This is a genomic window from Vicinamibacterales bacterium, assembly GCA_036504215.1.
GTDB lineage: Bacteria > Acidobacteriota > Vicinamibacteria > Vicinamibacterales > Fen-181 > FEN-299.
This window is the reverse complement of sequence record DASXVO010000007.1, coordinates 64,211-89,049: the sequence shown is the minus strand read 5'-3', so window position 1 is coordinate 89,049 and position 24,839 is coordinate 64,211. Positions and strand designations below refer to the sequence as shown.

The following is a 24,839-nucleotide window of genomic DNA, read 5'->3' as shown; positions in this document are numbered from 1 at the left end:
ACGTACCGTATGACTCGGCGCAAGACATCTCTCGCGATCGGCTTCTCCATCATCCTCGCGGCGGTCCTCGTGGCGCCGATGGCGGCTCAGTCGAAGGCCGGGCACGCGGCAACCGCTGCCGCATCAATCAAGGTGGACGGGAAGGTCATCAAGGGCTACATCGACTACCTGGCCGCAGACGACAAGCAGGGCCGCCAGACGCTGACTCCCGGCTACGAGAAGACGGCCGAATGGGCCGCCGCCAAGTTCAAGGAGTGGGGCTTGAAGCCGGCGGGTGACAACGGCACGTTCCTCCAGAATGTCCCAATCACCGGACCCCGGACGGATTTCGCCTGGACCTCCGGCATCCCGGAACTCGTCGTCGACGGTCGCGCGTTTCATGTCCGCGACAGTGATTTCGCGCTCGACGCCAGGTCCACTCCTGGTGCTCAGGCCAGCGGCGAGATCGTGTTCGTCGGGTACGGCATCTCCGCCCCGGCCAAGGGCCTCGACGAGTACGCAGGCATCGATGTGAAGGGCAGGATCGTCCTCGCGTTCAAGGGATCGCCAAAGGACGCGCCGCCCGCCCGCGGCATGTTCGGCGTCGCCCCGCCACAGCCGAAGAATCCCGAACCCTGGGCCGACGAATCGCGCGACAACGCAAAGGTGGCGACCGCCTACGACAAGGGCGCTGCCGGCATCATCCTCTTCAGCCCGGACAAGCTGCAGGCGCCGAACCCGTTCGCACCAGCCGCCGCACCGAGCCAGGCGCAGGCGATCGCGGCGTTCATGGGGCGCCCGGCGGTCGAGGCATCAGCCTTCACCCGCCCGTTCCTGGTCGTCGGCGACTGTAACGAGCGCGTGTTCCGTCAGGTGATGTACCGCAATCTGGAGCAGGAATCCCCGCGCGGCTTCGTCAGCCGGATCTCGGACGTGCGTCGCGACATCCGCGACAAGAAGCCCCGATCGCAGACGACGGGTGTCAAGGCCCTGATCAAGGGTTACGCCTCCGTCACCTTCTACGGCGAGAGGTTCAAGAACAACATCTCCCACAACGTAATCGGCAAGGTCGAGGGCACCGATCCCAGGCTGAAGTCGCAGTACATCGTCGTGGGCGGCCACCTCGATCACGTCGGCACGACCGACGGCGTCGTCTACAACGGCGCCGACGACGACGCGTCGGGCTCGGCGCTGACGATGGAAATGGCGCGGCTGATGGCGGCGAACGCGGCGACCATCAAGCCGAAGCGCACCATTGTCTTCGCGCTGTGGTGCGGCGAGGAGATGGGGCTCATCGGCTCGAACTACTGGACCAAGACGCCGAGCGACGGCGTGAAGATGGAGAACGTCGTCGTCAACTTCAACGGCGACATGGTCGGACTCGGTGATCGGATCGACGCGCCGGGCGCGCTGAACTTCCCTGCGATCTTCGACGTGATCATGCGGAACCAGGATCCGGACGTGGCGAAGGTGGTGGATGCGTCCACCGGCGGCCCAGGCGGCAGCGATTTCTCCGGCTTCATCGAGCAGGGCATCGAGTCGCTGGCCTTGATGACGAGCGGCGGCGCAGGTCACCCGGACTATCACGACGCGGGCGACAAGGCTGCGAAGATCGACCCGGAGATCCTCCGCAAGACCGGACAGTTCGTCCTGCAGGGCCTCATCAACGTTGCGAACGACAACACGACGGCGATGATCGTGCCGGACCGGCTCCACCTCTACAACGGCATGCGGCTGAACCCGATCAACATCGCCGAGGTGAGACCAGGCGGCCGTGCCGTGATGTTCGGCGGCCAGAACGCACCGATCCAGGGACCGCGATTCAACATCTCGCTCAACGACACGACGGCCTTCGGCGGGAACCTCGCGCTCATCGACACCGCCGCCAAGTTGCTCGGCGTCGGCCGTGTGGAAGTGACCGCACGCGGTGATGGCGCCTGGTTCACCCCCGGCGGCCTCACGGATCGCGGTCGGACCGCACTCGATCAGTTCGAGTCGAGCGGCGTCGTGGTGACGCTGGTCAACCCGTCGATGCAACTGCTCGACGACATGCTGGATGCCGCAAAGAAGCCGTTCATCCTGACGGGCGCGATGAGTGTGCCCGCGGCGCCGGTCGCCACGCGCCTCAAGACGAAGAACGTCCTGATGTCGGTGGAGTTCGACGCGACGGCCCCGCAGGCCGTGGCGTCGAAGCTCATCGACCTGAAGAACGCCATCGGAGGTTCGGACGGCCTGCTGCTGACCACCAGGGAAAGCGTGGCATCGTCGCCGATGGGTGAACCAGTGGTGACCGACGCGGCGAAGAAGCGGCGCGTGGACGAGGCCAAGCAGCAGATGTACCTGGCGCTCATCAAGGCCGGGTGGACGAAGGACGAAATCTACGCGATGGTTGGCGTGAACCCGCCGCAGACGGGACCGATGCAGATGCCGCCGCCAAACGCAGGCCGCCTGGGCGGGAATCTGAAGAAGCTCGGACAGTAGGGCTCGAGGCTCCAGACGGTGAGTGGGACGGGCGTCCTCGTCCGTCCCACACCTACTCGTACCCTCCACGCCGCACCTGCAGCACCTGAGGCACCTGAAGCACCCTATATCGTCCTGACCTTGATACTCCTGAAATACACCCTGTTCCCGTGGTCCTGCAGGCCGATCTTCCCGCGCCTGGCTTTGCCGTAACCCGGGAAGTCCTTCCACTTGCCGGCCATGACGCGCTGCTGCCAGTCGGGCGTCCACAGGTCGTACTCGACCACCTTGGCGCCGTTCAGGTAGTGCTCGACGTGGCCGCGGTTCACCACGATGCGCGTCCGGTTCCACTGCCCGACCGGTTTCGAGGCTTTCTGCGACGGCGGGTGCATCGCGTAATTCGCCCCGGTGTGCTGCCAGTCCTCCAGCTTGTCCGGCCACCCATCGTCGTCGATCAACTGGTACTCGGGACCGGTCGCGTAGATCTGCTCGTAGCCCTGCTCGACGACATCGAAGAAGATGCCGCTGTTGGCGCGCGGTGACAGCTTCCACTCGACCGCCAGTTCGAAGTTCTCGAACTCGTCGTTCGTGACGATGTCGTTCGCGTGATCGCCGCCCAGGCCGAGAGCGATCAGTTCACCGTTGGCAATCTCCCAGCCGACGACGCGGTCCTTCCCGAATGTGTGCCAGCCGCTCGTCGAGCGTCCGTCGAACAGCAGCCGCCACCCGGCGGACCGCTCGACGGGCGTCAGCGTGTTGGGCGACGGGGCCTGCGCGGACACGACGGCTCCGAGAAGCACGAGCACCGTCGAAACGAGGATGGATATCTTCATGGATTTCACCTATCCCACGACCTTCATCCCCACCGGGTCCCAGTGGATGACGCGTTTCTCGTAGTAGCTCTGGTTGCACGCCAGGGCCGGCGCCGCCGCGCGATAGCCGAACACCGCGTCCTCGGCCACGGGCTTCCCTCCGCGCATGGCGGTGAAGAGGTTGTTGAAGTGATCGTAGTGTGCTCCCTTGTAGCCGGTCTCCACCTTGTAGACGACGGCCGAGGGCAGCATCTGCTGGCGGGACGCCGGTTCGGGGTCGTCCCTGAACTCGGCCTGGATGGCGCGCAGCGGATCCCATTTCTTGTTGCGCCTGAGCGTCACGTCGTCCCAGGTGACGTCCATCGCGCCCTCGCTACCCACCAGGCGCAGGTACGTGCTGCCCGAGGTCCCGTCGACGAAGTTGACGCGGAGCGACAGATTGAAGGGCGGGTGCGCCGCGGCCTCGGGATACTCGAACATGCCGAGCATGATGTCGGGTGCGTCGCGGCCGTCCTTCCAGTAGCGGAGTCCGCCGGACGCCATGATCGTGGTCGGTCCCATCGAGCCGGTGATGAAGTGCAGGCTCGAGAACAGGTGGACGAACAGGTCGCCGCTGACACCGGTGCCGTAGTCGCGATAGTTGCGCCAGCGGAAGAAGCGGATGGGATCGAAGGGGCGCTTCGGGGAGGAGCCGAGGAAGCGGTCGAAGTCGAGTGTCTGCGCCGACGCGTCCTTCGGCACGGGATACTGCCACGCGCCGACCGGGGAATTGCGGGCCCAGAACCCTTCGGCGTAGTTCAGCGTGCCGATGGCGCCTGCCGCGAGCAGTTCCCTCGCCTTCTCGTTGCCGAGCGAACTCATGCCCTGGCTGCCCACCTCGAAGACGGCCTTGTTGCGGCGCTGGGCCGCAATCACCGCGTCGCCCTCACCCAATTCGTGAACCATCGGCTTCTCGCAATAGACCGCCTTGCCGGCGTCCATGGCGTCTATCGAGATCCGCTGGTGCCAATGGTCCGGCGTGCCGATGATAACCGCGTCGACGTTCTTGCGCGCCAGCACTTCGCGGTAGTCGCGCGTCGTGAGGATGTCGCGTCCCCACATCTCCTGCGCCTTCTGCAGACGCCCGTCGTAGAGGTCGCACGCCGCGACGAGGCGCACGCCGTCGATCGTGAGGGCCGTCTTGGCATCCTCCACGCCCATGCCGCCGGCACCAATCAACGCAATTTGAATCCGATCGTTCGCCGCACGCGCCGACCGGCCGGTCGCCGCATCGGCCTCGGGGCGCCTGGACAGGCCCCGCACGTTCACGGCCGCGAGGGCAACGGTCGCGGCCCCGGTCACCGAACCAAGAAACGCCCGCCGGGTCTGTCCGTGGTGATGGCTCATGAGTGCTCCTCGAGAGAGGCTGGGCTCGGCGCAGTTGACGCCGTCGTGTCACAGCCCGTGTTCGGTTCTCGACAGGATCTCGCGCTGGATGTCGGGGCTGAGCAGCACGAAGTAATCGGAGTAGCCGGCGACGCGAACCATCAGATCGCGATGCTGCTCGGGGTGCGCCATCGCATCGAGCAGCACCGCCCGGTCCACGACATTGAACTGGACGTGGTGGCCGCCCTGGTCGAAGTAGCCCCGAATGAGCGCCGCCAGCCTGCGCAGGTCCTCGGTCGTTCGCAGGCAGTCCGGGTTCACGCGCATGTTGAGGAGCGTGCCGTTCGTCCTCGCGTGATCGAGTCTGGCAACCGACCGCGCCGCCGCCGTTGGCCCGCGCTGATCGTGCCCCTGAACGGGTGATACACCCTCCGACAGTGGAGTCCCCGCGAACCGGCCGTCTGGCGTCGCCCCCGTGAGTTCACCGAGGGCGATATGGGACGTCGTCGGCAACAGGTCCACCCAGTACCTGGCCCCTTGGATGTCGCGATGACGTTCGATCTCGTCGCAGAAGATGCGCTGCGCCAACGACGCCAGTTCATCCGCGCCCTCGTCGTCATTGCCGTAGTGCGGCGTCCGGTTGACGAAGACCTCGCGCATCACCTCGTGGCCCTGCCAATTCGCGTCCAGCGCCGTCACGAGCTGCGCCATCGTGAACTGGCCACGCTCGAAGACGTGCGTGCGGATGGCGGACAGCGCGTCGGCGACGGTGCCGATGGCCACGCCCGAGACGGTCGCAATGCGGTAATGGGCGCCGCCGCGGTGCCAGTCGAGCGCCTGCTCGATGCAGTCGTCGATGACGGCCGACGTGAACGGCACGGGGCTGTGTCGCGCATAGGCGTCGCGGACGATGTCGTCGTATCGGACCTTGGCGTCCGCAAAGTGCGCCACCTGCCTGGTGAACGCCTCGAGGACCTCGTCGAACGTCGCGAAGCCGGCCGGGTCGCCGGTCGGCGGCCCGAGGGGTTCGCCCGTCAGGCGATCGACGCCGTTGTTGAGCGCGAGCTCGAGACACTTTGCGAGGTTGAAGTACCCGCTCGACGCCATGCGGTCCTTCCCGTCGCAGAAGCAGGCCACGCATCCGTTCAGGCTGCTGGCGCGGGCGTCTTCGAGTGTCTTGCCGCGGTTGACCATCCCAAGAACGAGCGTGTCGCTGTTGAACATCGCCGGCATGCCAAGGCCGAGACGCAACAGCTCACAGCAGCGCATGAGGAAACGCGACGTCGTCTTCGAACTGATTTGTGCCGAGAGCCCAGGCTGCGGCAGGCGCGTGTGCTCGAGAGCCGTGAGACACATGAACGACAGCGCGTTGGTCGCGTCGCGACCGTCACGCGCCAGGCCGCCGACGTTCAAATTCTGAAAATCCGGATACGAGCTGCTCGTCTGTGACTCACCCGCGTCCTTCGCCAGTGTGATTTCGTCGAACTTGATCCACAGCAGATCGAGCAGTTCCTGCGCCGCGTCGTGCGTCAGGTCGCCGGCGTCCAGCGAACAGCGGTAGTACGGGTTCATGTACTGGTCGAACCGGCCGGGTCCGAACGCGTGGCCGTCGGTCTCGAGGTTCAGCACCAGGTGCGTGAACCAGAACGACTGCAGCGCCTCGTGGAAGGTGCGCGCGGGTTCTGCCGGGACTCGCTCGCACACGTCCGCCATTCGGAGGAGTTCCTGCGGCCTCCCCGCCTCGTCCGCCCCGTCCGCGAGGCAGCGCAGGACCGCGGCGTGGCGGTGTGCAAAGGCGACCGTCGCCTCGCACACCATGGCCACCGAGTCGAGGAACAGCGCGCGATCCCGATCCTCGGGGTCGTCCAGGCGAAGCCGTGACCGGACGCCATCGACGTCGGCCACGATCCCGCGCATCCCTTTCCGGAGCACCTTCTCGTACCCGGCGTTGATGTGGCCGATCGTGCGCGACCGGAAATAGTGGTAGAGCACGCCCCGCTCGTCGGCGCGCCACATGTCCGGCGGCACGGCCTCCATCAGCCGGTCGTAGACCTGCCGGCCGCGCCAGTAGGGAAACACGTGCTCGCCGAGCGCCCGCTTCGTCTCGTCGGCGACGAAGAACGGCGTGTCGGACCGCGTGGCCAGGCGATCGAGATCGCGCTCGACCCAGGTGCAGTTGATCTCCGGAAAGACCGGTGAGCCGCGCGGCGTCCGCGTCTTCATCCCGACGATGATCTCGCCGTCCTGGATGACGACGGGGTGCTCGTCGAGAATCCGGCGAATCATCTTGGCGCGTCGGATGACGAGCGGCTCACCTTCGGTCTCGCTGTAGCTCGCCGTCGCGGACACGGCCCGCTCGGCGTGCAGCTCAGGCCTGGCGGTGAGATTCCGGCGAATGCCGGCGAGGACGCGACCTGTCGGCCCCGTTGCCGGGTGCACAATCGACTCGGGCACGAACCCACTCTCGACCCAGCTTGCCGACACGTGTGCCTCCCCATCCGTTGTAGCGACGTCGGCGATAGGCGCCCCCACGTCAGCCCGCGACAACCGTAGCGCAGAGGGCCGAAGAGATCAACTGCAGGGGTTGGCCGCTCGGCCGAGCTTCTGGTTGCGCGCCGAGGCGCTTCGGGGGAGAATTTCGCAGCTGACGTCCCCCGGTAGATTCCATGAGCGACACGCTGAACTGTCCGAGTTGCCTGGCGGCCATGACCTCACGCGTGTTCGAGCGGCGCTACGGCCCGCCGATCACGATTGACCTGTGCCAGGGTTGTCAGGGCATCTGGTTCGACAACCAGGAACTGCTCCAGTTGACGCCGGGAGCCACGCTGGAGTTGCTCGGTCTCATTGCCGGGGTCGAGAGCCAGGCCCGCGTGCAACTGGCCGTGCGACTCGGCTGCCCGCGCTGCACGCATCGCCTGACGGAAGTGCACGACCTCCAGCGCACGACGCGGTTCTCCTACTTCCGATGCCCCGAGGCGCACGGCCGATTCCTGACCTACTACCAGTTCCTTCGGGCGAAGAACTTCGTCCGCAGCCTGGCGGTCACGGAGGTCGATGAACTCCGCAAGCACATCCGCCAGGTCAATTGCTCGAATTGCGGGGCGCCAGTGGACATCGAGCGCGGCGCAGCGTGTGGCTACTGCCGCACGCCGATCGCGATCCTCGACCCCGACCAGGTGCGGAAAGCGGTCGCCGAGTTGCGGACGGCGGATCAGGAAGAGAAGACAATCGCGCCCGACTGGCCGTTGCGCGTCATGATGGAACGCGTCCGCGCCGAGCGGGTGTTCGCCGAGGCCGGGGAGAACCCCGACGGATTCCGGCAGGCACTCCGCGCGGACTCGACCGACCTGCTCGCCACCGGCCTGCAGGTCCTGAAGGGACTGTTGGGATGAACGACGTGAAGACCTCGTCCGCTCCGGCCGCATCGAAGCGCCGGCAACTGGCGATCCGCATCGGCGCCGTGCTGGTTCGCCTCGCGCTCGACGCGGTCGTCATCGATGCCGCCTACGAAACGTGGAACTCCCCCTCGCCAATTCGCATCGGTGTGGTTGCCGCCACGGCCGTCTACTTCCTGCTGAGCCTCTGGGTGCTGTCGAAGGGCGGTCGCATTGGCGGCCGCGGCTGGCTGACCGATCCGCTCGCCCCGTTGTTCCTGCTCCTGCTCTTCCTGGTGGCGGCCACGTGGACGCTCGGGGGCGTGAGCCTTGGTGTCACGGTGCTGAGACAGCCGACGCCGGTCGTGCTCGCCGGCGCGACGTTGGCCCTGGCGCTGCTCGCCACGTGGCGCCTCGCCGGTCCGCCCGGATTCAAGGCCTGGTGGACGAAGCTGCCGCTGGCGGCCGTCGGCATCTACGGCGGCTGGGCCTTCGTCCTGGCCATCCGCCAGCGCACACCCTACCTCGCGCTGCTCGGTGGTGCCGGCTTCTGGGACGGATTCCCCATCGGGCTTCGTGGCGCACCGCTGGCCGCGTTCGGCCTGCTGCCGCTCGCATTCGTCCGCGAGTGTGCCCTGTCGCTCTCGCGCCTCACACTGCGCGGACTGGTGCGGTGGATTCTGCTCTTTGGCGTCGGCTGCTGGATTGTCTTCAACGCCTCTGCTCTGTAGACCGGCCCCAGAAGAAGGCCGGCTCGACCATCGTGTCGAGACGAGGAGTGCGATATGCCGAAGGTTGGTTTCGAGTCGGGAGCGCTGCTCATCCCCACCCCGCAGACCGCCAAGACGTTCGCGGCGCGGTTGCGGCAGTGTCTGCAGGAATTCGAAGCACAGTTGAAGGACAACGAGAACTTCCACATCGTCGCGATGATGGGAGGCCGTGCGTTCAGCGTGGAACATATCGGTGTCCGCGGCTCCGAACTCGTCGTCGTCGACGGTCCGGCGGACGAACCGGGCCGCTATCGCCTGCTCTGCCACGTGGACGCGCTGCAGCTGATGTTGCAGGTCATCCCGAAGCAGCCGCACGAGAAGCGGCGCCGCATCGGCTTCCTGTGGGACGACCCGGACGTCGAGGAAGCCAGGTCGGGCGACGCGGACGCGGCGAACCTGGATGAGTCAGCCTCGGCAGCCGCCGAGAGCGATGGGACGGGCTCGCCGGAGGCAGCGCCAGTACCGGTGTCCGAGCCAGCCTGACTCGTCTTGGTGACCCGCGTGATCGTGGTGGTGGCCGTCTGGTCCCACTCAGCGGTACTTGTGCGCGTAGTACCGGAACCGGTGGTACGCCAGCCCCAGGTGGCGCGCCGCATCGGCTTGGTTGCCGTGTGACGCTTCGAGCGCGTCGTGCACGAGCTGGCGCTCGAAAGCCGCCACGCGCTCGCTGAACGTCCCACCCGCGGACGACGCGGCGGCCGGCAGCGGCAACGCCAGGTCCTCGATGTTGATCTCGCGCGTCGTGTCGCGATAGGCCGCTCGCTCGATGGTCGTCTTCAGTTCGCGAACGTTCCCCGGAAACGAATGGCGTTCGAGCAGTTCCAGCGCATCCTCGGCAAAGCCCTTTTCACCGAGCGACGGCACTTCGCGGAGGAATTCGCGGAGGAAGTGGCGTGCGAGGAAGCGAATATCCCCCTGCCGCTCGCGCAGCGGCGGCACGCGAACGGTCTCGAAGGCCAGCCGATCGTACAGGTCGGGGAGAAACCAGCCGGCCCGAATGCCGGCTTCGAGATCCACATTGCTCGCCGCCAGCAGCCGCGCGCTCGACCGCAATTCCTGCGTCCCGCCGATGCGGGTGAACGTCCCGTACTCGACCACGCGCAGGATCTTCTGCTGGAACGGCAGCGGCATCCTCGAGATCTCGTCGAGGAAGAGCGTGCCGCCGTTGGCCTGCTCGAACTTCCCTGGGGCCAGGCGTTCGGCACCGGTGAAGGCACCGCGTTCGTGGCCGAACAGCTCGCTCTCGAGCAGCGTCTCGGGAAACGCCGCACAGTTCACCGCCACGAACGGCCGCTCGCCCTTGCCCGCCGTCGCGTGGATCGCACGGGCCACGAGCTCCTTGCCCGTCCCGCGCTCGCCGACGATGAGCACCGGACGCGGAATCGCGGCCACCCGCACGATGCGCTCCAGCACCTCCAGAATCTGCGGCGACTCGCCGACGATTTGCGATCGCTCCCGGTCTCGCTGCCGCAGCCTGACGTTCTGCTCTTTCAATGCGCGGTTCCGATCGACGAGCGCCAGCGTGTGCCGCACCTTGCCAACGAGCGTCGCCAGGCGCTCGCGCAGCCGGTCGCCCCGCACGAGGAAGTCGGTCGCTCCGGCCTCGACCGCCTCCGCGGCAATCCGCACGTCGCCCTGCGCCGCCACCGCAATCACCGGCAGCCCGGTGTCGATCGCGCGCACGCGGCGAATCACGTCGACGGCCGCCGTGCGCCCATCGCCGTCCGGGTATGGCACGACCAGGACGTCGACGGGCGGCTCGCGCTCGAGGCGGCGCACCACCTCGGCGCCATCGCACACCACCTCCACCTGCGCGGACGGATCGACCACGGTCGCCAGGGCCTCGCGGAGTTCGCTCAGCACCGATGCCGGGGTATCGAGAACCAGGATCTGGCGAGACATGCGGCTCGTAGTGTACTCGCACCTGAGAGTTTTTCTCACCTCCTGAGAGTTCCAGGCAGGATCGAATGAACAGAGAGTCACGTAACTAACTGTAAATAAGACAGATCAGATGGTCTTCATTGTGGCCGCCGCCTTGCGTAGTCATCCTCAACCGTCGATGGGTGTCGGGTCGCGGGCTCGACAGCCCCCGATCGCGCGGACGGACGCCGAGACGCTTCGGCGCCAGACCGATGCCGACGGTCCGGATGGAGGGTCCGTGCTGTTCATGCTCTTCGTCACGTTGTTCGTGGGCTGCTCGTGCGTGGTGATCCCGCTCATCGCGTTCGGGATCTTCGCGGCGAGGGACCACCGGCATCGTCCCCGCCGGGACGATGGGAAGAGCCGATTGCCATTCCTCCCCACGGACGGTGTAAGGTAGTGGACCGGAGCGTGAAGCGACCACCATGCCAGACACCGACAAACTTGCGACCGGCAAGGCGATCATCCTGGAGATCGTCCGTGCGATGCGGGCCAACCTCGAGCCACTGCTCTACACGACCGTGGCGCCGTCCCGCTTCTTCGTCTACCTCCATCCGGCCGATCACCAGCGGATCGAGGGCATCGTCCCGCTGATCGCCGAACAGGCGAAGCGCGCGCTGGATGACGAGGTCCGCGCCTGGAACGAGCGGGCGAAATCCGGCGGGTTCGCGCGAAAGCTGCTCGGAGGCGAGGAAGCCCACCCGCCGATCGACGCACCGCCCGAATCGTGGGAGATCCGCTTCGAGCCCGACGCGGACGGCGAGATGGCACCCGGCGATATCGCGATCGCATCCGAGTTGACGCTGCCCGCGCAGCCGGAGTTCGAAGGCTCGCGCACGCGACGCATCACCACCATGCGCCGAGGCGAGCATACGAGCAGCCGCGAGGTCGTCGCGCCGGCGGCGCCCGCGCCCGGTTCGGCTGGAACCCTGTATGCCACGCTGACGTATGAGGATAAGCAGGGACGCCAGCGGGTGCCGGTGACCAGGAGCCCGATCGTCATCGGCCGCGGCGGCGTCGGGTACTGGGTGGACATCAAGCTGGACGCGTCACCGGACGTGTCACGCGAGCACGTACGGCTCCGGCGCGACGACGTGTCGGGCCAGTTCTTCCTGAAGGACCTGAGCAGCCTCGGCACGACGGTGGACGGCGTGGCAATTCCGTCGAGCGTCGAGGTGGTCGAAGGCCGCAAACGCGACAAGGGTGTGGAGGTGCCGTTGCCGTCCCGCGCACGGATCGGCCTTGCGAACGCCATCGTCCTCGAGTTCGAGGTCGGGAGCGGATCGTGACATCGCTCCACTGGCTGCGCTACGTCTATCTGCTGCTGCTGGTCCTGGTGGCCGGCGGTCTCGTGTTCCGCGCCGTGTCGAACGATGCCTAGCACCATCGCGCCCCGCCCACCGCTCGTCGCGGCGGCCGCGAGTCATGCCGGGCTCGTCCGCGAGAACAACGAGGACCGGTTCCACTGCGACGCCGAACGCGGTCTGTTCACCGTCATCGACGGCGTCGGCGGTCAGGCGGCAGGCGAGAAAGCCGCCGAGACGGCACGGTCGATGATCCGCGCGCGGCTCGAGCGCGAGACCGGGAGCCCCGCCGAGCGGCTGCGCGAAGCGATCACGCTGGCCAACAACGAGGTGCACCACCTCGCGCAATCCGATCCGGCGTGGAGCGGGATGGCGTGTGTGCTGACGGCCGCACTCGTGCGCGACGGCCGCCTGACCGTCGGCCACGTGGGCGACACGCGCCTGTACATCTGCCGCGACGGGCAGATCACCAAGGTGACGCACGACCACTCGCCGGTCGGCGAGCGCGAGGACGCGGGCGAACTCGACGAACTCGATGCGATGCGCCACCCGCGCCGCAACGAGATCTTCCGCGACGTGGGATCCGAGCCGCACGAGCCCGGCGACGACGATTTCATCGAAGTCCTCGACGGCCCCTTTTCGGACGATGATGCGCTGCTCATCTGCACGGATGGCCTCACCGATCTCGTCACCTCGTCGGCCATCGGGGACATCGTGTACGGGAATGCCGCCGAGCCGCAGGCGGTGGTGGACCGGCTGATCGAGGCGGCGAACGACGAAGGCGGCAAGGACAACGTGACGGCGGTGTTCGTCGCGGGACCGCGGTTCGCCGAAACCGCCCGGCGGCGGCGCGGCCGCATCGGCGGCGCGGGGCGAGGTACTGGCGCGCCCGCAGTGCGTGTGGCACGGAGATGGCCGTGGGGCTGGATCGCGGGTGCGGTCTTGGTCGGGTGCGGAATCGGCCTCGCCGCGGCGTACGGGGCGTTGTCGACGATCGACGGCCTCTCCGGCCGGCTGCTCGAGGCCACGCGGCCGACGTCGTGGTCCCGGACGTGGCGTGTCGGCGCCGGGCCGGACGCGGACGCCGCGACGATCGATGCGGCGCTCAAGCGCGCGCAACGCGGCGACGCGATCGAGGTGGAACGCGGCGTCTACGATGCGCCCATCGTGCTCGACCGCGGGATTCGACTCGTGAGCCGAGATTCCCGGGAGGCGATCCTGGTGCCCCGTCCTGGCCTGACCCTCGACACGCCGGCGGTGACGATTCGCGAGCAGGCTCAACTGGTCGGCTTCCGAATCTCCGGCCTCCCCGAACGCCGGCTCGGCATCGGCGTGCGGATCGAGGATGGCGAAGCCGAGGTCAGCGATGTGGAGGTGACGGCTGCGGAGGTCGCGGCGGTGGTGTTCGCGCCCCGATCGCGCGGCGTGCTGCGCGGGAGTCGGATCGCGTCGAATCCAGGCGTCGGCGTGATCGTCGAACCCGAGGCGTTTCCGCGGCTGATCAACAACGTGGTCGCGTCCAACGGGAGCGGCCCGACACCGGGAGGCGGCCGCGAGCCGGAGGGCGCCGGCAAGCCCGGCATCGAGATCCGCGAGAGGGCCGACGCCTTCTTCTCGGGCAACATCGTCACCGGCCAGAATCGGCCCGACCAGATCGTGGGACTGCAACCGGCGAGACTCGCCGAGGTGCTCCGCGACAACATCGTGCGGCGGAACGCAGACGATGCGGCGCAGAAGCCGGCACCGCCCGCGCCCCGCGCGAGGACTCCCAGGACTTGAGCCTCGAGCCTTGAGCCTCCTTTATGCTCGACCGTGATTTCGGCAAGTATCGGCTGATTCGCCGCCTTGGGCGGGGCGGGATGGCCGATGTCTACCTGGCCCGTGACACGGCCCGGAACGTCGAGATTGCGCTCAAGGTGGTCGAGCAGAAGCCGGACCGCGATTCGCGCGAGATCTGCGAAGCCGAGTGCCGCGGAGCCGCATTGCAGGATCAGTTCAGCCGCGTCGACAGCCACGTGCCGGCCGTGCACGCGTACGCGACGATCGACGAGTATTTCTGCATCGACATGGAGTACGTGGACGGCGAGGACCTCGCGGAGCGCATCGAACGCGGGCCGCTGGCGGCCGAGACTGCGGCGTGGGTTGCGTCGGAAGTCTGCGAATTCCTCCAGAAGGCCCACGAATTCGAGGCGACGCTCGACGATCGGAAGCTGCGCGGAATCATCCACGGCGACATCAAGCCGAAGAACGTCCGGCTGAATCTCGCCGGCCACGTGAAGGTGCTGGACTTCGGGATCGCCAAGGGCCTTGCGCTCAGTCGCAAGCTCACGCGCAACGACTTCGGCAGCCTGGCGTACCTGTCGCCCGAACGCCTCGAGAGCGGCGAGGTGGACATCCACGTCGACTTCTGGTCGGTCGGGATCCTCCTGTACGAGATGTTGTCCGGCACCCCGCCGTTCGAGGCCGAGACGAACTCGAAGCTCGAGGCCCGCATTCGGTCGCGCCAGCCTCCTCCACCGCTGCCCGATTCAGTTCCGCCGGCACTGGTCCGCCTGGTGCTCAAACTGCTGGCCGGCGATCTCCACCGACGGTACCAATCGGCTGGCGACATTCGCGCCGACCTCGACGCATTCCGGGCAGGCCGGGAAACACGGGCGGATCGTGAGTGGCTCGCCGAGTCGGAGCACGAGGCCACTCGGCGCACCGTGCTCGAGGGGACGCCGCTCGACACCAACGCCGAGATCACGCGCCGGACGATCGAGCCGGAGCACGCCCTCGACCTGGACGCGGACAGCGAGGCGACGCGGAGAACGCTCGCCGGGCCGCCGCCGGTTCCACGGCCGGGCGGTGAGGCCGCCGAAGCGGTTGCGGTCCCGGTCGCGCCAACCGCCTGGGCTCTGCGCCTGACGCGCGCGCGACGGTTCGCCGCCATCGCCGTCGTCCTCGGGTCGATCGGCGTCGTCGGGAACGAGGCCATCGTCTGGAGCGCGGCCAAGAAGCTGCGAGCGGACGTCGCCACCGCAAAGCCCCCCGAGATGCACGGCGTCTGGAACGAATACCAGGACCTGTCGCATCGGAGCCTGCTTGGCATCGGCCTGGTCGGCGTGCGCGGACAGCTCAAGGATCGGCTCCTCGAGCAGGCGGAACGCGTGATCGGCGACTACCGGCAGGATGCGCCCGTCGTCCGCGAAGCCCAGTGGCGCGACGCCGCGGGCTGGTTGACCGACGCGTTGCGCCTCGATCCGAGCGACAAGCGACTGACCGCACGGCTGCGGTACTGCGAAGGCCAGGTTCAGCGGATCACCGGCGAAGCGCGGAAGCGCGGCAGGCAGGCCGCGGCGCAGCCGCTGCACGACGCGGTCGTCGACTTCGAGGACGCCGCCCGCCTCGACAACCGTTGGCCCGATCCGTACCTCGGTCTGGCGCGGACCTATGTCTACGGCCTCGAGGATCTCGACAAGGCGATCGCCGCGTTGCACGAGGCCGAGACGCGCGGGTACCGTCCCGGCAATCGGGAACTCGTCCAGATCGGCGATGGGTATCGCAGCCGTGCGGACCGCATGCGTCGTGAAGCAGGCAGCGTACGCGGCCTGGCGCAGGAGCGCGACTGCCTGCAGAAAGCGGCGGACGACTATCGCCACGCGCTGGAGATCTACGGCAAAGCGATCGGTTTTGGTGAGGTGAGCGCGGTGATGCGTCAGGTGCAGGCCAGACTGGACGAAGTCCAGAAGCGCCTGGACGGCCTGACCGCGCCCACGGAGGGCTAGCAGTGGATGTGTGGTGACGCATCCTGAACCGGAAACGCAGAACGAAGAACACAGGACGATGAGGCGGCTGGCGAAGTACGGGAAGCCGATTTCGACACAGAGGTCGCAGGGCACGCGGAGCTGGAACCCACGGCGTTCGTTGTCTCCGCGCCCCCTGCGGACTCTGCGTTGTTCGTGATCACGGAGACCGTCTTTGGCTGGAAGGTGTGATTGCCGATGCGGATGACGCACAGCACGGCGGCCGAGCGGGCGGAGACGGCGGTCGCAACCCGCCGGGCGAGGGGCCGCGGCTTCGAACTCGTGGGGCTCCTGGCGGCGTCGCTCGTCGCCGTGGCTGGCCTGTGGCTGGTGTACTCCGCGCAGCGATCCGCCCTGGCGGACGCCGCGCCCGCGCTGACTGCGGGCCGCCTCGTGAACCTCAACGAGGTCGATCGCTCGGAACAACTGCTCCCGCTGCTCGAAACAGTCCTGGCCGACGCGGGCGAACGCCGCTTCGTCGCCGACCGGCTCGCCAGTTGGCTCAACACGCCAGACGGGACCGGCAGCCCGCGTCGGCAGATCCAGGGCGTGAACGCGCTCGGCACGATCGCGCTGACGGAGACCGACCTGAAGTCGTCGCGCCGCCTGCTCTCCTTCCGCGATCGTCTCGCCGAACGCCGCGCGCAACTGGCGGCCGTCGTGGCGCCGACGCCGGCGCAGCCCGACGTCAAGATCTCCCTGCTCACGCCGGCACAGCTCGCGGCGCTGCGTCGAGCGCTCGTCGTCCGTACGCCGGCCTCGTACCGCGGCCAACTGTGGCTCGCCATCGCCCTGTTCTTCCCGGGCTTCTACCTGGCGCACGCCTGGCTCCGGCTGCGCCGGTCCGCCGCCGATCCGGTGCTGCTGCCGATCGTCCATGTCCTGTGCGGGATCGGCTTCGTCATGATGGTCGGGATGCGCGATCCGTTGCGCGACGCGGCATTCTACGCACGCTTCGCTCAGGGCACGCTCGTCGGCTGCCTCGTCCTGGCGGCGGCCGCGGCGTTCAGCTTCCAGCGGTCGCTGCTGCGCAAACTCAGCTACGTGCCCCTCCTCGGCGCCGTCGCCCTCTCGCTGCTCCTCATCGCGTTCGGCAGCGGGCCGGGCAGCAGCGATGCGAAGGTCAACCTGATGGGCGTGCAACCCGTCGAGGCGATTCGTGTGCTGGTGGTCCTGTTCCTGGCCGGATACTTCGCGAACCGGTGGGAACTGCTGCGCGCGCTGAAGGAGCCGAAGCTCGGGGCGGCCGGCCGGCTCGGCCTCGACGTGCCACGATTCGACTACGTGCTGCCCGTGCTGATCGGCATGGGCCTCGTCCTGCTCTTCTTCTTCCTGCAGAAGGATCTTGGGCCGGCACTCGTGCTCGCCTGCGTGTTCCTGGCGATGTACGGCGTCGCGCGCGGCCGCGTCACGATGGTCGCCATCGGCCTGCTGTTGCTCGCCGCCGGTTTTGCGTGCGGCTACGCGCTCGGCTATCCGCACACGGTCGTGCAGCGGATCCAGATGTGGCTGTCGCCGTGGGACAACCCCGTGCGCGGCGGCGATCAGATCGCCCATGCGCTCTGGGCACTCGGCACCGGCGCGGCGACTGGCACGGGGCTCGGGTTGGGCGATCCGCACGTCATTCCGGCGGGCCACACGGACCTGATTCTCGCGGCGGTGGGCGAGGAACTTGGGCTCGTCGGACTCGCGGTCGTGTTCGTGCTCAACGGCGTGCTCGCCTATCGCTCGCTGCGGATAGCCCTGCGGGCGCCCGGCGACTACACGTGCTTCCTGGCGCTCGGCCTGACGCTCGGCATCTTCCTGCAATTGCTGCTCATCTCGGCGGGGCTGCTCGGTCTGATGCCGCTCACGGGCGTCGCGACGCCGTTCCTGAGCTACGGCCGTTCGTCGATGATTGCCAACTTCCTCGCGTTCGGCATCCTGCTCTCGATCAGCGCGGGCAGCGCCGTTCACGACGACAAGCCGGAGTTCGCGCGGCCGGTCTGGTGGGTGGCCGGGGCCATGGCCGCGGTGCTCATCGCCGTGGTCGTTCGGGTCGGCTTCCTGCAGACGTTCGCGGCCGACCGCACGGTGGCCGCCACCGCGCTGACCGTTCAGGCCGACGGCGTCCGGCGCTTCGAGTACAACCCGCGCTTGTTGGCCGCCGCGCAGCAGATCGTGCGGGGGACGATCACCGACCGCAACGGGATTCCGCTGGCCACGAGCCGCGTGGCGGACCTCCAGGCGCACGCCACGGAACTGACGGCGCTCGGCATCGCGCCAACCGACGTCTGCCCGGCCACCACGTCGCGATGCTACCCGTTCGGCGGGGTGACCTTCCATCTGCTCGGCGACTGGCGCAGCCAGGTGAACTGGGCGGCCGGGAACACGTCGTTCATCGAACGCGACAGCGACGCACGGCTGCGCGGGTACAACGACCATGCCCGGGTCGTGGACGTGACGGACTCGCGAACCGGAAAGGTGACCAAGGTCATCCGGAGGGATCTCACCGAACTGCTGCCGCTGCTCCGTCATCGGTATCAGCCGCAGGACGAAACGGTGCAGCGCCTCCTGACGCGGCCACGCGACATTCGGCTCGCGATCGACATCCGGCTGCAGCTCCAGGTTGCCTCGATCCTGAAAGCCGGCGTCGACCGGGCCGGGCAGAAGGAGGGTGCGGCGGTCGTGCTCACGCCCGACGGCGACCTGCTCGCGTCGGTCAGCTATCCATGGCCGTCGGTTTCGCCGGGTCTTGCCGTGAAGCCCGCCAACGACACGACGACCACCGACCCGGATGAGCGGCTGCTGGACCGCGCGCGGTACGGTCTCTATCCGCCGGGGTCGGCCTTCAAGGTCGTCACGGCCACGGCCGCCCTGCGCAAGGACACGGCGCTCACGCACCAGGCGTTCACGTGCGAGCGGCTGCCCGATGGGCGCGTGGGCAAGCAGCTCCCGGGTTGGAACCGACCGATCCGCGACGACCCGGCGGACAAGACCCCGCACGGGACGACGGAAATGGAGCGCGGCCTCATCGTGTCGTGCAATGCGTACTTTGCGCAGCTCGGCTTGCAGCTCGGCGCGCCGGCGCTGCAGGAGACGGCCGGGCTCTTCGAGATTTCGCTCGGCCAGCCCGAGAGCGCGAAGCAGGTGCGCGACACGCTGCCGTTCGCGGCCTACGGACAGGGGCAGGTGCTGGCCACGCCCTTCAAGATGGCACGCGTGGCGGCGACGATAGCCGCCGACGGTGCGATGCCGCAGGGCCGATGGATCGTCGACGAGACCAATCGTCGCACGGATGCTCCGCGCCCGGTGCTGACGGCGCCGCTGGCGCAGGGCCTCGGCCACACCATGCGGCGCGTGGTGCTGGAAGGGACCGGCCGGAGCCTCAAGGACCTGCAGCCGCCCATCGCGGGCAAGACCGGCACGGCCGAAGTGCAGGACGCCGGGGCGCACGCGTGGTTCATCGGCTTCGCGCCGTTCGGCGGGCCGGCGAGCATCCCAGTCGCGGTGCCGGCGACGAGCGCCGCACCCCCCGCGACCGCAGCACCGGCGACGGCTCCACCGCGAACGTTCAGTCGCATCGCGTTTGCCGTGCTCGTGGAACATGGCGGCCACGGCGGAACCGCCGCGGCGCCGATCGCGGGAAACATCGTGACGGCCGCGAAGAAGCTGGAAGTGATCAGGTAGCTATGGGCATCCTGGACAAGGTGGCGAAGGTCGAGAAGCGGTTGGAGCGGCTCGCATCGCGCAGCAATATCGCGCTGCAGCCGATCGAGATCCGGAAGGCGGCGCTCGACCACGTCGAGGAGCAGGTACAGCCGGCCGGCCGGTCGCGTCACGTGTTCCCGTACGACCGGGTCACGATCGAAGTCGTGGCCGGCGACGCCCGGCAGCGCGCGTCGATGGAGGCCGTTCTCGGCGAGGACGCCGGACTGGCGGCCGCCGTCGAAGAGCGGCTGCGCATGGCCGGCTGCCCGCGCCCGCACGGCCTGGACGTCCAGGTGAAGTTCGTCCGCCGCGCGGGATCCGACTGGGAAACCGGCCACGTCTTCCGCGTGGTCTGCCAGAAGCAGGAGCGCGGCGCGACGAAGGTGCAGGTTGCCGCCGGGCCGGCGCATCTCTCGGTCGTCAAGGGCGAGACGACCCGCAGGAGCTATCTGCTCAGCGGCGAGCGCACGAACATCGGGCGGATTGCCGACGTGGTGGACAAGGACAGGCGCGTCGTCCGCCGCAACCAGGTGGTGTTTGCCGACAGCGACAGCAGCATCAACCAGACCGTGTCGCGAGCGCACGCTCACATCACGGTCACGGCGTCCGGCGAATACCGGCTCTTCGACGATCGAAGCTCGTTCGGCACGCGAGTCTTCCGCGAGGGCCGCACGATCGCGCTCCCGAGCGGCAGCCCGCGCGGGACCAAGCTCCAGTCGGGCGACGAGATCTACATCGGTCAAGCGTGCCTCCGGTTCGAGATTGGGTGAGTCCCTGTACGATCACTCCGTGACCAGGCGTACGCCCCGTCCGCTCGGGCTCTTCCACCCCGCCGTGCAGAGATGGTTCGTCTCGTCGTTCGGCCAGCCGACCCGGCCACAATCGCTCGGCTGGCCGGCGATCGCTCGCGGTGATTCAACGTTGATCCTGTCGCCAACGGGCAGCGGCAAGACGCTGGCAGCGTTCCTGTGGGCGATCAACCGGGTGATGTTCGCGCCGCTGCCGCCGAAGGATCGGCGCTGCCGGGTCCTCTACGTCTCGCCGCTCAAGGCGCTGGCCGTGGACGTGGAGCGCAACCTGCGTTCGCCGATCACCGGAATCGCGCACCTTGCCGACGCGCGTGGGGATGCCTATGTCGTGCCCGCCGTCTCGATCCGCACGGGTGATACGCCGGCGTCCGAACGCGCGCGGTTCCTCCGCGAGCCGGCCGATATCCTGATCACCACTCCGGAGTCGCTCTACCTGCTGCTCACGTCGCGATCTCGCGAGGTTCTGCGATCGGTGGAGACGGTCATCGTGGACGAAATCCACGCCCTGGTGCCGACCAAGCGCGGCTCGCACCTCATGCTGTCGATCGAGCGCCTGCAGGCCGTGTGCGCGGGTTCGCTCCAGCGGATCGGCCTGTCGGCCACGCAGCGGCCGCTCGAAGAGGTCGCGCGGTTTCTCGGCGGAGCGGATGGCGACCGGGCGGATGTCGCTGGTGCGCCGGGTGGTGACGAGCCGACCGTCCGCTACCGTCCGGTCACGACCGTCGATGCGCAGCAGCCGAAGCCGCTCAAATTGACGGTCGAGGTGCCGGTCGAGGATCTCGCGAAGCTCGCGAGGCCGGGCGACATCCCGAGCGGTCCGACCGCTCAGGGTCCGGCGGCGCCGTCGATCTGGTCGAGCATTCACCCGCGCCTGCTCGAACTCATCAGGGCGCACCGCAGCACGCTGCTGTTCGCGAACAGCCGGCGCCTGGCCGAGCGGCTTGCCGGCGCAATCAACGAACTGGCCGGCGAGACGATCGCCCGGGCGCACCACGGGTCGCTGGCCCGAGAGCAGCGCGTCGAAATCGAGGAGGCGCTGAAGGCCGGGCGGATCCCGGCGCTCGTGGCCACCTCGTCGCTCGAACTCGGCATCGACATGGGGGCGATCGACCTGGTGATCCAGATCGAGGCGCCGCCGTCAGTGGCAAGCGGCGTGCAGCGCATCGGCCGGGCCAGCCACCAGGTGAACGCGGTCAGCGAGGGCATCATCTTTCCGAAGTTTCGCGCGGACCTCGTGGCCTGCGCTGCCGTCACGCGGGCGATGCACGAGGGGCGGGTCGAGGCGACCAGATACCCCCGGAACCCGCTCGATGTGCTGGCGCAGCAGATCGTCGCCATGGTGTCGGTCGAACCGTGGCCCATCGCCGATCTGTTCGCCGTCGTTCGCCGCGCGGCGCCGTTTGCGGCGCTCTCCCGGCCGATGTTCGAAAGCGTGCTCGACATGCTCTCCGGCCGGTATCCGTCGGACGAGTTCGCGGAGTTGCGCCCTCGCCTGACATGGGACCGGATCGGCGGCGCCCTCACGACACGGCAGGGCGCGGGGCGTGTGGCGATCGCGAACGGCGGGACGATTCCCGACCGTGGCTTGTACGGCGTCTTCCTCGCCGGCGCCGGCAAGAAGGCAGCGCGCGTGGGCGAACTCGACGAGGAGATGGTGTTCGAGTCGCGCGTCGGCGAGACGTTCGTGCTCGGCGCGTCCACCTGGCGGATCGAGGAGATCACCCACGACCGGGTGCTCGTGTCGCCCGCGCCCGGCCAACCGGGCAAGATGCCGTTCTGGCACGGCGACCGTCCCGGGCGGCCCCTCGAACTCGGGTTGGGCATCGGCCGCCTGGTTCGGGAACTGCGCGGGATGTCTCGTGGCGCTGCGCTGTCCCGGCTGATTGGCGACCATGACCTCGACCGCACAGCCGCCGAGAACCTGCTGCAGTACCTGGGCGATCAGGAGCGGGCCACGCAGGCGGTCCCGGACGACCGGACGATCGTGATCGAACGTTACCGCGACGAACTGGGCGACTGGCGCGTGTGCCTGCTGGCCCCGTTCGGCGGCCAGGTCCTGGCTCCCTGGGCCATGGTGGCCGAGGCGAGGATCCGCGAGCAGCGCGACCTCGACGTCGAGACGATGTGGTCCGACGACGGTTTCGTCGTGAGGTTTCCGGACGCGGACCAGCCCCCGGATCCGGCGTTGTTGCTGCCGTCTCCCGACGAGGCGGAGCGGCTGCTGCTGCAGCAACTCGGCGGCACGGCGCTCTTCGCCGCGCGCTTCCGGGAGGTGGCCTCGCGTGCCCTGCTCCTGCCGCGACGGCGGCCCGGCGCCCGGACCCCGCTCTGGCGGCAGCGAAAGCGGGCCTCCGATCTCCTGGCGGTGGCGGCTCGTTTCGGGTCGTTTCCTGCGCTGCTCGAGACCTATCGCGAGTGCCTTCGCGACCAGTTCGACGTGCCGGCGCTCGCCGACGTGCTGGCCCGCGTCGCCAACCGGACCATGCGCGTGGCGGTCGTCGATACCGAGGCGCCGTCGCCGTTCGCGGCGTCGTTGCTCTTCTCCTACACCGCCAACTTCATCTACGACGGCGACGCGCCGCTCGCCGAACGACGGGCGCAGGCGCTGCTCGTCGACCAGACGCAACTCAAGGACCTGCTCGGTAACATCGAACTGCGGGAACTGCTCGACCCCGCGGTGATCGATGAGGTCGAGCAGCAGTTGCAGCACACCGACGAACGGTATCGTGTGCGTCACGCGGATGGCCTGCACGATCTGCTGCTTCGTGTGGGGGATCTCAGCGTGCCGGAGATTCGGGCGCGTGCGATGTCGGAGGTGGTCGTGCGCGCGACCCGGTCGCTCCTCGATGCACGCCGTGCAGTCGAACTGAGGGTGGCGGGGCATGCCCGCCTGATTGCGGTCGAAGACGCGGCACGCTACCGCGACGCGCTGGGGGTTCGGCTGCCGGCCGGCCTCCCCGACGCGCTGCTCGAGCCGGTCGCCGACCCGCTCGGCGATCTCGCGCTGCGCTACGCGCGCACGCACGGTCCCTTCACCACCGAGGAACTGGCCGCACGATTCGGCCTGGCGCCCGGCACGGCCGCCCTTGCGCTGGGACGGCTGGCCGCCCGCGGCCGCCTGCTCCAGGGCGCGTTCCGCCCCGGGCGCGTCGGCCACGAGTGGTGTGAGGCCGACGCCCTCCGTCAGATTCGACAACGGTCGCTCGCGCGCCTTCGCCATCAGGTCGAGCCGGTCAGTGCCGCTGCGCTCGGGCGGCTGGCCGTGACGTGGCACGGCCTGGCGCTGCGCCGCCGCGGCGTGGACGCGCTGCTCGATGTCGTCGAGCAACTGCAGGGCGCGCCGCTCGTCGCCTCGCTGCTCGAGCGCGACATCCTGCCCGCGCGGCTCGACGGCTACCGCCCATCGGACCTCGACCTTCTGGCTGGCGCCGGCGAAATCGTGTGGACCGGCCTCGATCCGATCGGCGAGCGCGACGGCCGCATCGCCCTGTACCTGACCGATCACTTGGCCCGTCTGTCGCCGCCCGCCGTGGGCCTCGCCGCTGAGCCCGACGATCGGGCGCGCACGATCATCGAGCACCTCCGACGCGAAGGGGCATGCTTCTTCGCAGCCATTCACGCGGCGTGTGGAGGCGGATACCCGGGGGACACGGTCGAGACGCTGTGGGATCTCACCTGGCGCGGCGTCGTGACGAACGACACCTTCCATGCGCTCCGGGCGTTCACGCAGCCCCCACCCCGTCAGCGCCGACGAGACGGCTCCCGCGCATTTCGGTCGCGCAGGCTGACGCCGCCCACCGCTGAGGGGCGGTGGTCGCTCGTCGCGTCTTGCGTCGGAAGGCCCGCGTCACCGACCGAATGGGCGGCGGCCGTCGCGGAGCAGTTGCTCGCCCGTCACGGGGTCGTCACACGCGAGGCGGTGGCGGTCGAGTACCTTCCCGGCGGGTTCAGCGCGGTGTACGACGTCTTCAAGGCGATGGAAGAAGCCGGTCGGATCCGGCGCGGCTACTTCGTGGGCAACCTGGGCGCCACCCAGTTCGCGTTGCCGGGGGCGGTGGACCTCCTGCGCTCGGTAGGCGACGAACCCGACGTGCCGCAGACCGTCTATCTGGCTGCGACCGATCCCGCGAATCCATATGGTGCCATCCTGCGGTGGCCGTCGGCGACGGAGCCGGGACGCGAGGCGCGGCGCGGTCCGACGCGCTCGGCCGGCGCGGGCGTCGCGCTCGTCAACGGCAGCCTCGCGGCGTACGTCGGAAGGGCGGATCGCCAGTTCCTCACGTTCCTGCCCGAGGACGAGCCATCACGCACGCTCGTGGCGCGCGAGGTCGCCCGCATGCTCTACGCGCTCGCCACCGGCGGCAGCGAACGCGATGGGATGTTGATTGGCGAGATCGATGGTGTGGACGCGACGCGCCACCCGCTGGCGCCGTACCTCGTCGACGCCGGCTTCGGGCGGCGCGCCACGGGGTTCCAGGCCGCGCCCCCGAAAGACGCCGGGCGTTCCTGAGCCGGAAACTCGAAATTCTATCCCCGAACCCGCAGAGGCCGCACAGGCTCGATCGCCGGTT

15 protein-coding genes are annotated in these 24,839 nt (G+C 68.5%); 11 read left to right on the top strand and 4 right to left on the bottom strand.

The window, feature by feature from the left end; translation table 11 throughout:
* Window positions 1-9: 9 nt before the first annotated feature.
* Window positions 10-2,460 (top strand): M28 family peptidase, encoded by a 2,451-nt coding sequence (locus VGK32_02365; GenBank protein HEY3380579.1) that lies wholly within the window; start codon window positions 10-12, stop codon window positions 2,458-2,460.
* Between the two features lie 104 nt (window positions 2,461-2,564).
* Here VGK32_02365 and VGK32_02360 read toward each other — a convergent pair whose 3' ends face one another.
* From VGK32_02360 to VGK32_02350, 3 genes are read right to left on the bottom strand one after another with little or no spacing between them, the layout of a single operon-like run.
* Window positions 2,565-3,272 carry a DUF1080 domain-containing protein gene (locus VGK32_02360; GenBank protein ID HEY3380578.1) on the bottom strand — a complete coding sequence of 236 codons (708 nt, stop codon included), beginning with the start codon at window positions 3,270-3,272 and terminating at the stop codon, window positions 2,565-2,567.
* Window positions 3,273-3,281: 9 nt separating this feature from the next.
* Window positions 3,282-4,637: a Gfo/Idh/MocA family oxidoreductase gene (locus tag VGK32_02355; protein HEY3380577.1), complete on the bottom strand. Its 1,356-nt coding sequence runs from the start codon at window positions 4,635-4,637 to the stop codon at window positions 3,282-3,284.
* Window positions 4,638-4,685: 48 nt separating this feature from the next.
* Entirely contained in the window at window positions 4,686-7,100 is a 2,415-nt protein-coding gene (locus VGK32_02350; protein ID HEY3380576.1) for a formate C-acetyltransferase/glycerol dehydratase family glycyl radical enzyme, read from the bottom strand.
* 182 nt (window positions 7,101-7,282) lie between these two features.
* Between VGK32_02350 and VGK32_02345 the strand changes: the two genes are divergently transcribed.
* From VGK32_02345 to VGK32_02335, 3 genes are read left to right on the top strand one after another with little or no spacing between them, the layout of a single operon-like run.
* Window positions 7,283-8,008, top strand: coding sequence for a zf-TFIIB domain-containing protein (locus tag VGK32_02345; GenBank protein ID HEY3380575.1), 726 nt, complete (start codon window positions 7,283-7,285; stop codon window positions 8,006-8,008).
* Window positions 8,005-8,721 (top strand): hypothetical protein, encoded by a 717-nt coding sequence (locus VGK32_02340; GenBank protein ID HEY3380574.1) that lies wholly within the window; start codon window positions 8,005-8,007, stop codon window positions 8,719-8,721. Before VGK32_02345 ends, VGK32_02340 begins: the two co-directional genes overlap by 4 nt.
* Window positions 8,722-8,775: 54 nt before the next feature.
* Complete coding sequence (locus tag VGK32_02335; GenBank protein ID HEY3380573.1) at window positions 8,776-9,243, top strand: hypothetical protein; 468 nt, start codon at window positions 8,776-8,778, stop codon at window positions 9,241-9,243.
* Between the two features lie 48 nt (window positions 9,244-9,291).
* Here the strand turns inward: VGK32_02335 and VGK32_02330 are convergent, their stop codons facing one another.
* Entirely contained in the window at window positions 9,292-10,662 is a 1,371-nt protein-coding gene (locus VGK32_02330) for a sigma-54 dependent transcriptional regulator (protein HEY3380572.1), read from the bottom strand.
* A gap of 109 nt (window positions 10,663-10,771) precedes the next feature.
* Between VGK32_02330 and VGK32_02325 the strand changes: the two genes are divergently transcribed.
* The 7 genes from VGK32_02325 (at window position 10,772) to VGK32_02295 (ending at window position 24,778) form a co-directional block, all read left to right on the top strand.
* Complete coding sequence (locus VGK32_02325) at window positions 10,772-11,080, top strand: hypothetical protein (protein HEY3380571.1); 309 nt, start codon at window positions 10,772-10,774, stop codon at window positions 11,078-11,080.
* A gap of 25 nt (window positions 11,081-11,105) precedes the next feature.
* Window positions 11,106-11,969 (top strand): FHA domain-containing protein, encoded by an 864-nt coding sequence (locus VGK32_02320; GenBank protein HEY3380570.1) that lies wholly within the window; start codon window positions 11,106-11,108, stop codon window positions 11,967-11,969.
* 84 nt (window positions 11,970-12,053) lie between these two features.
* Complete coding sequence (locus tag VGK32_02315) at window positions 12,054-13,763, top strand: protein phosphatase 2C domain-containing protein (GenBank protein HEY3380569.1); 1,710 nt, start codon at window positions 12,054-12,056, stop codon at window positions 13,761-13,763.
* A 23-nt stretch (window positions 13,764-13,786) separates the two neighbouring features.
* A complete protein-coding gene (locus VGK32_02310; protein HEY3380568.1) occupies window positions 13,787-15,751 on the top strand; it encodes a protein kinase in 1,965 nt (654 codons plus the stop codon).
* A gap of 216 nt (window positions 15,752-15,967) precedes the next feature.
* On the top strand, window positions 15,968-19,438 hold the full coding sequence (locus VGK32_02305; protein ID HEY3380567.1) for an FtsW/RodA/SpoVE family cell cycle protein: 3,471 nt from the start codon (window positions 15,968-15,970) through the stop codon (window positions 19,436-19,438).
* 2 nt (window positions 19,439-19,440) lie between these two features.
* Window positions 19,441-20,229: an FHA domain-containing protein gene (locus tag VGK32_02300; protein HEY3380566.1), complete on the top strand. Its 789-nt coding sequence runs from the start codon at window positions 19,441-19,443 to the stop codon at window positions 20,227-20,229.
* 19 nt (window positions 20,230-20,248) lie between these two features.
* Window positions 20,249-24,778, top strand: coding sequence for a DEAD/DEAH box helicase (locus VGK32_02295; GenBank protein ID HEY3380565.1), 4,530 nt, complete (start codon window positions 20,249-20,251; stop codon window positions 24,776-24,778).
* The last annotated feature ends 61 nt before the right edge of the window (window positions 24,779-24,839 follow it).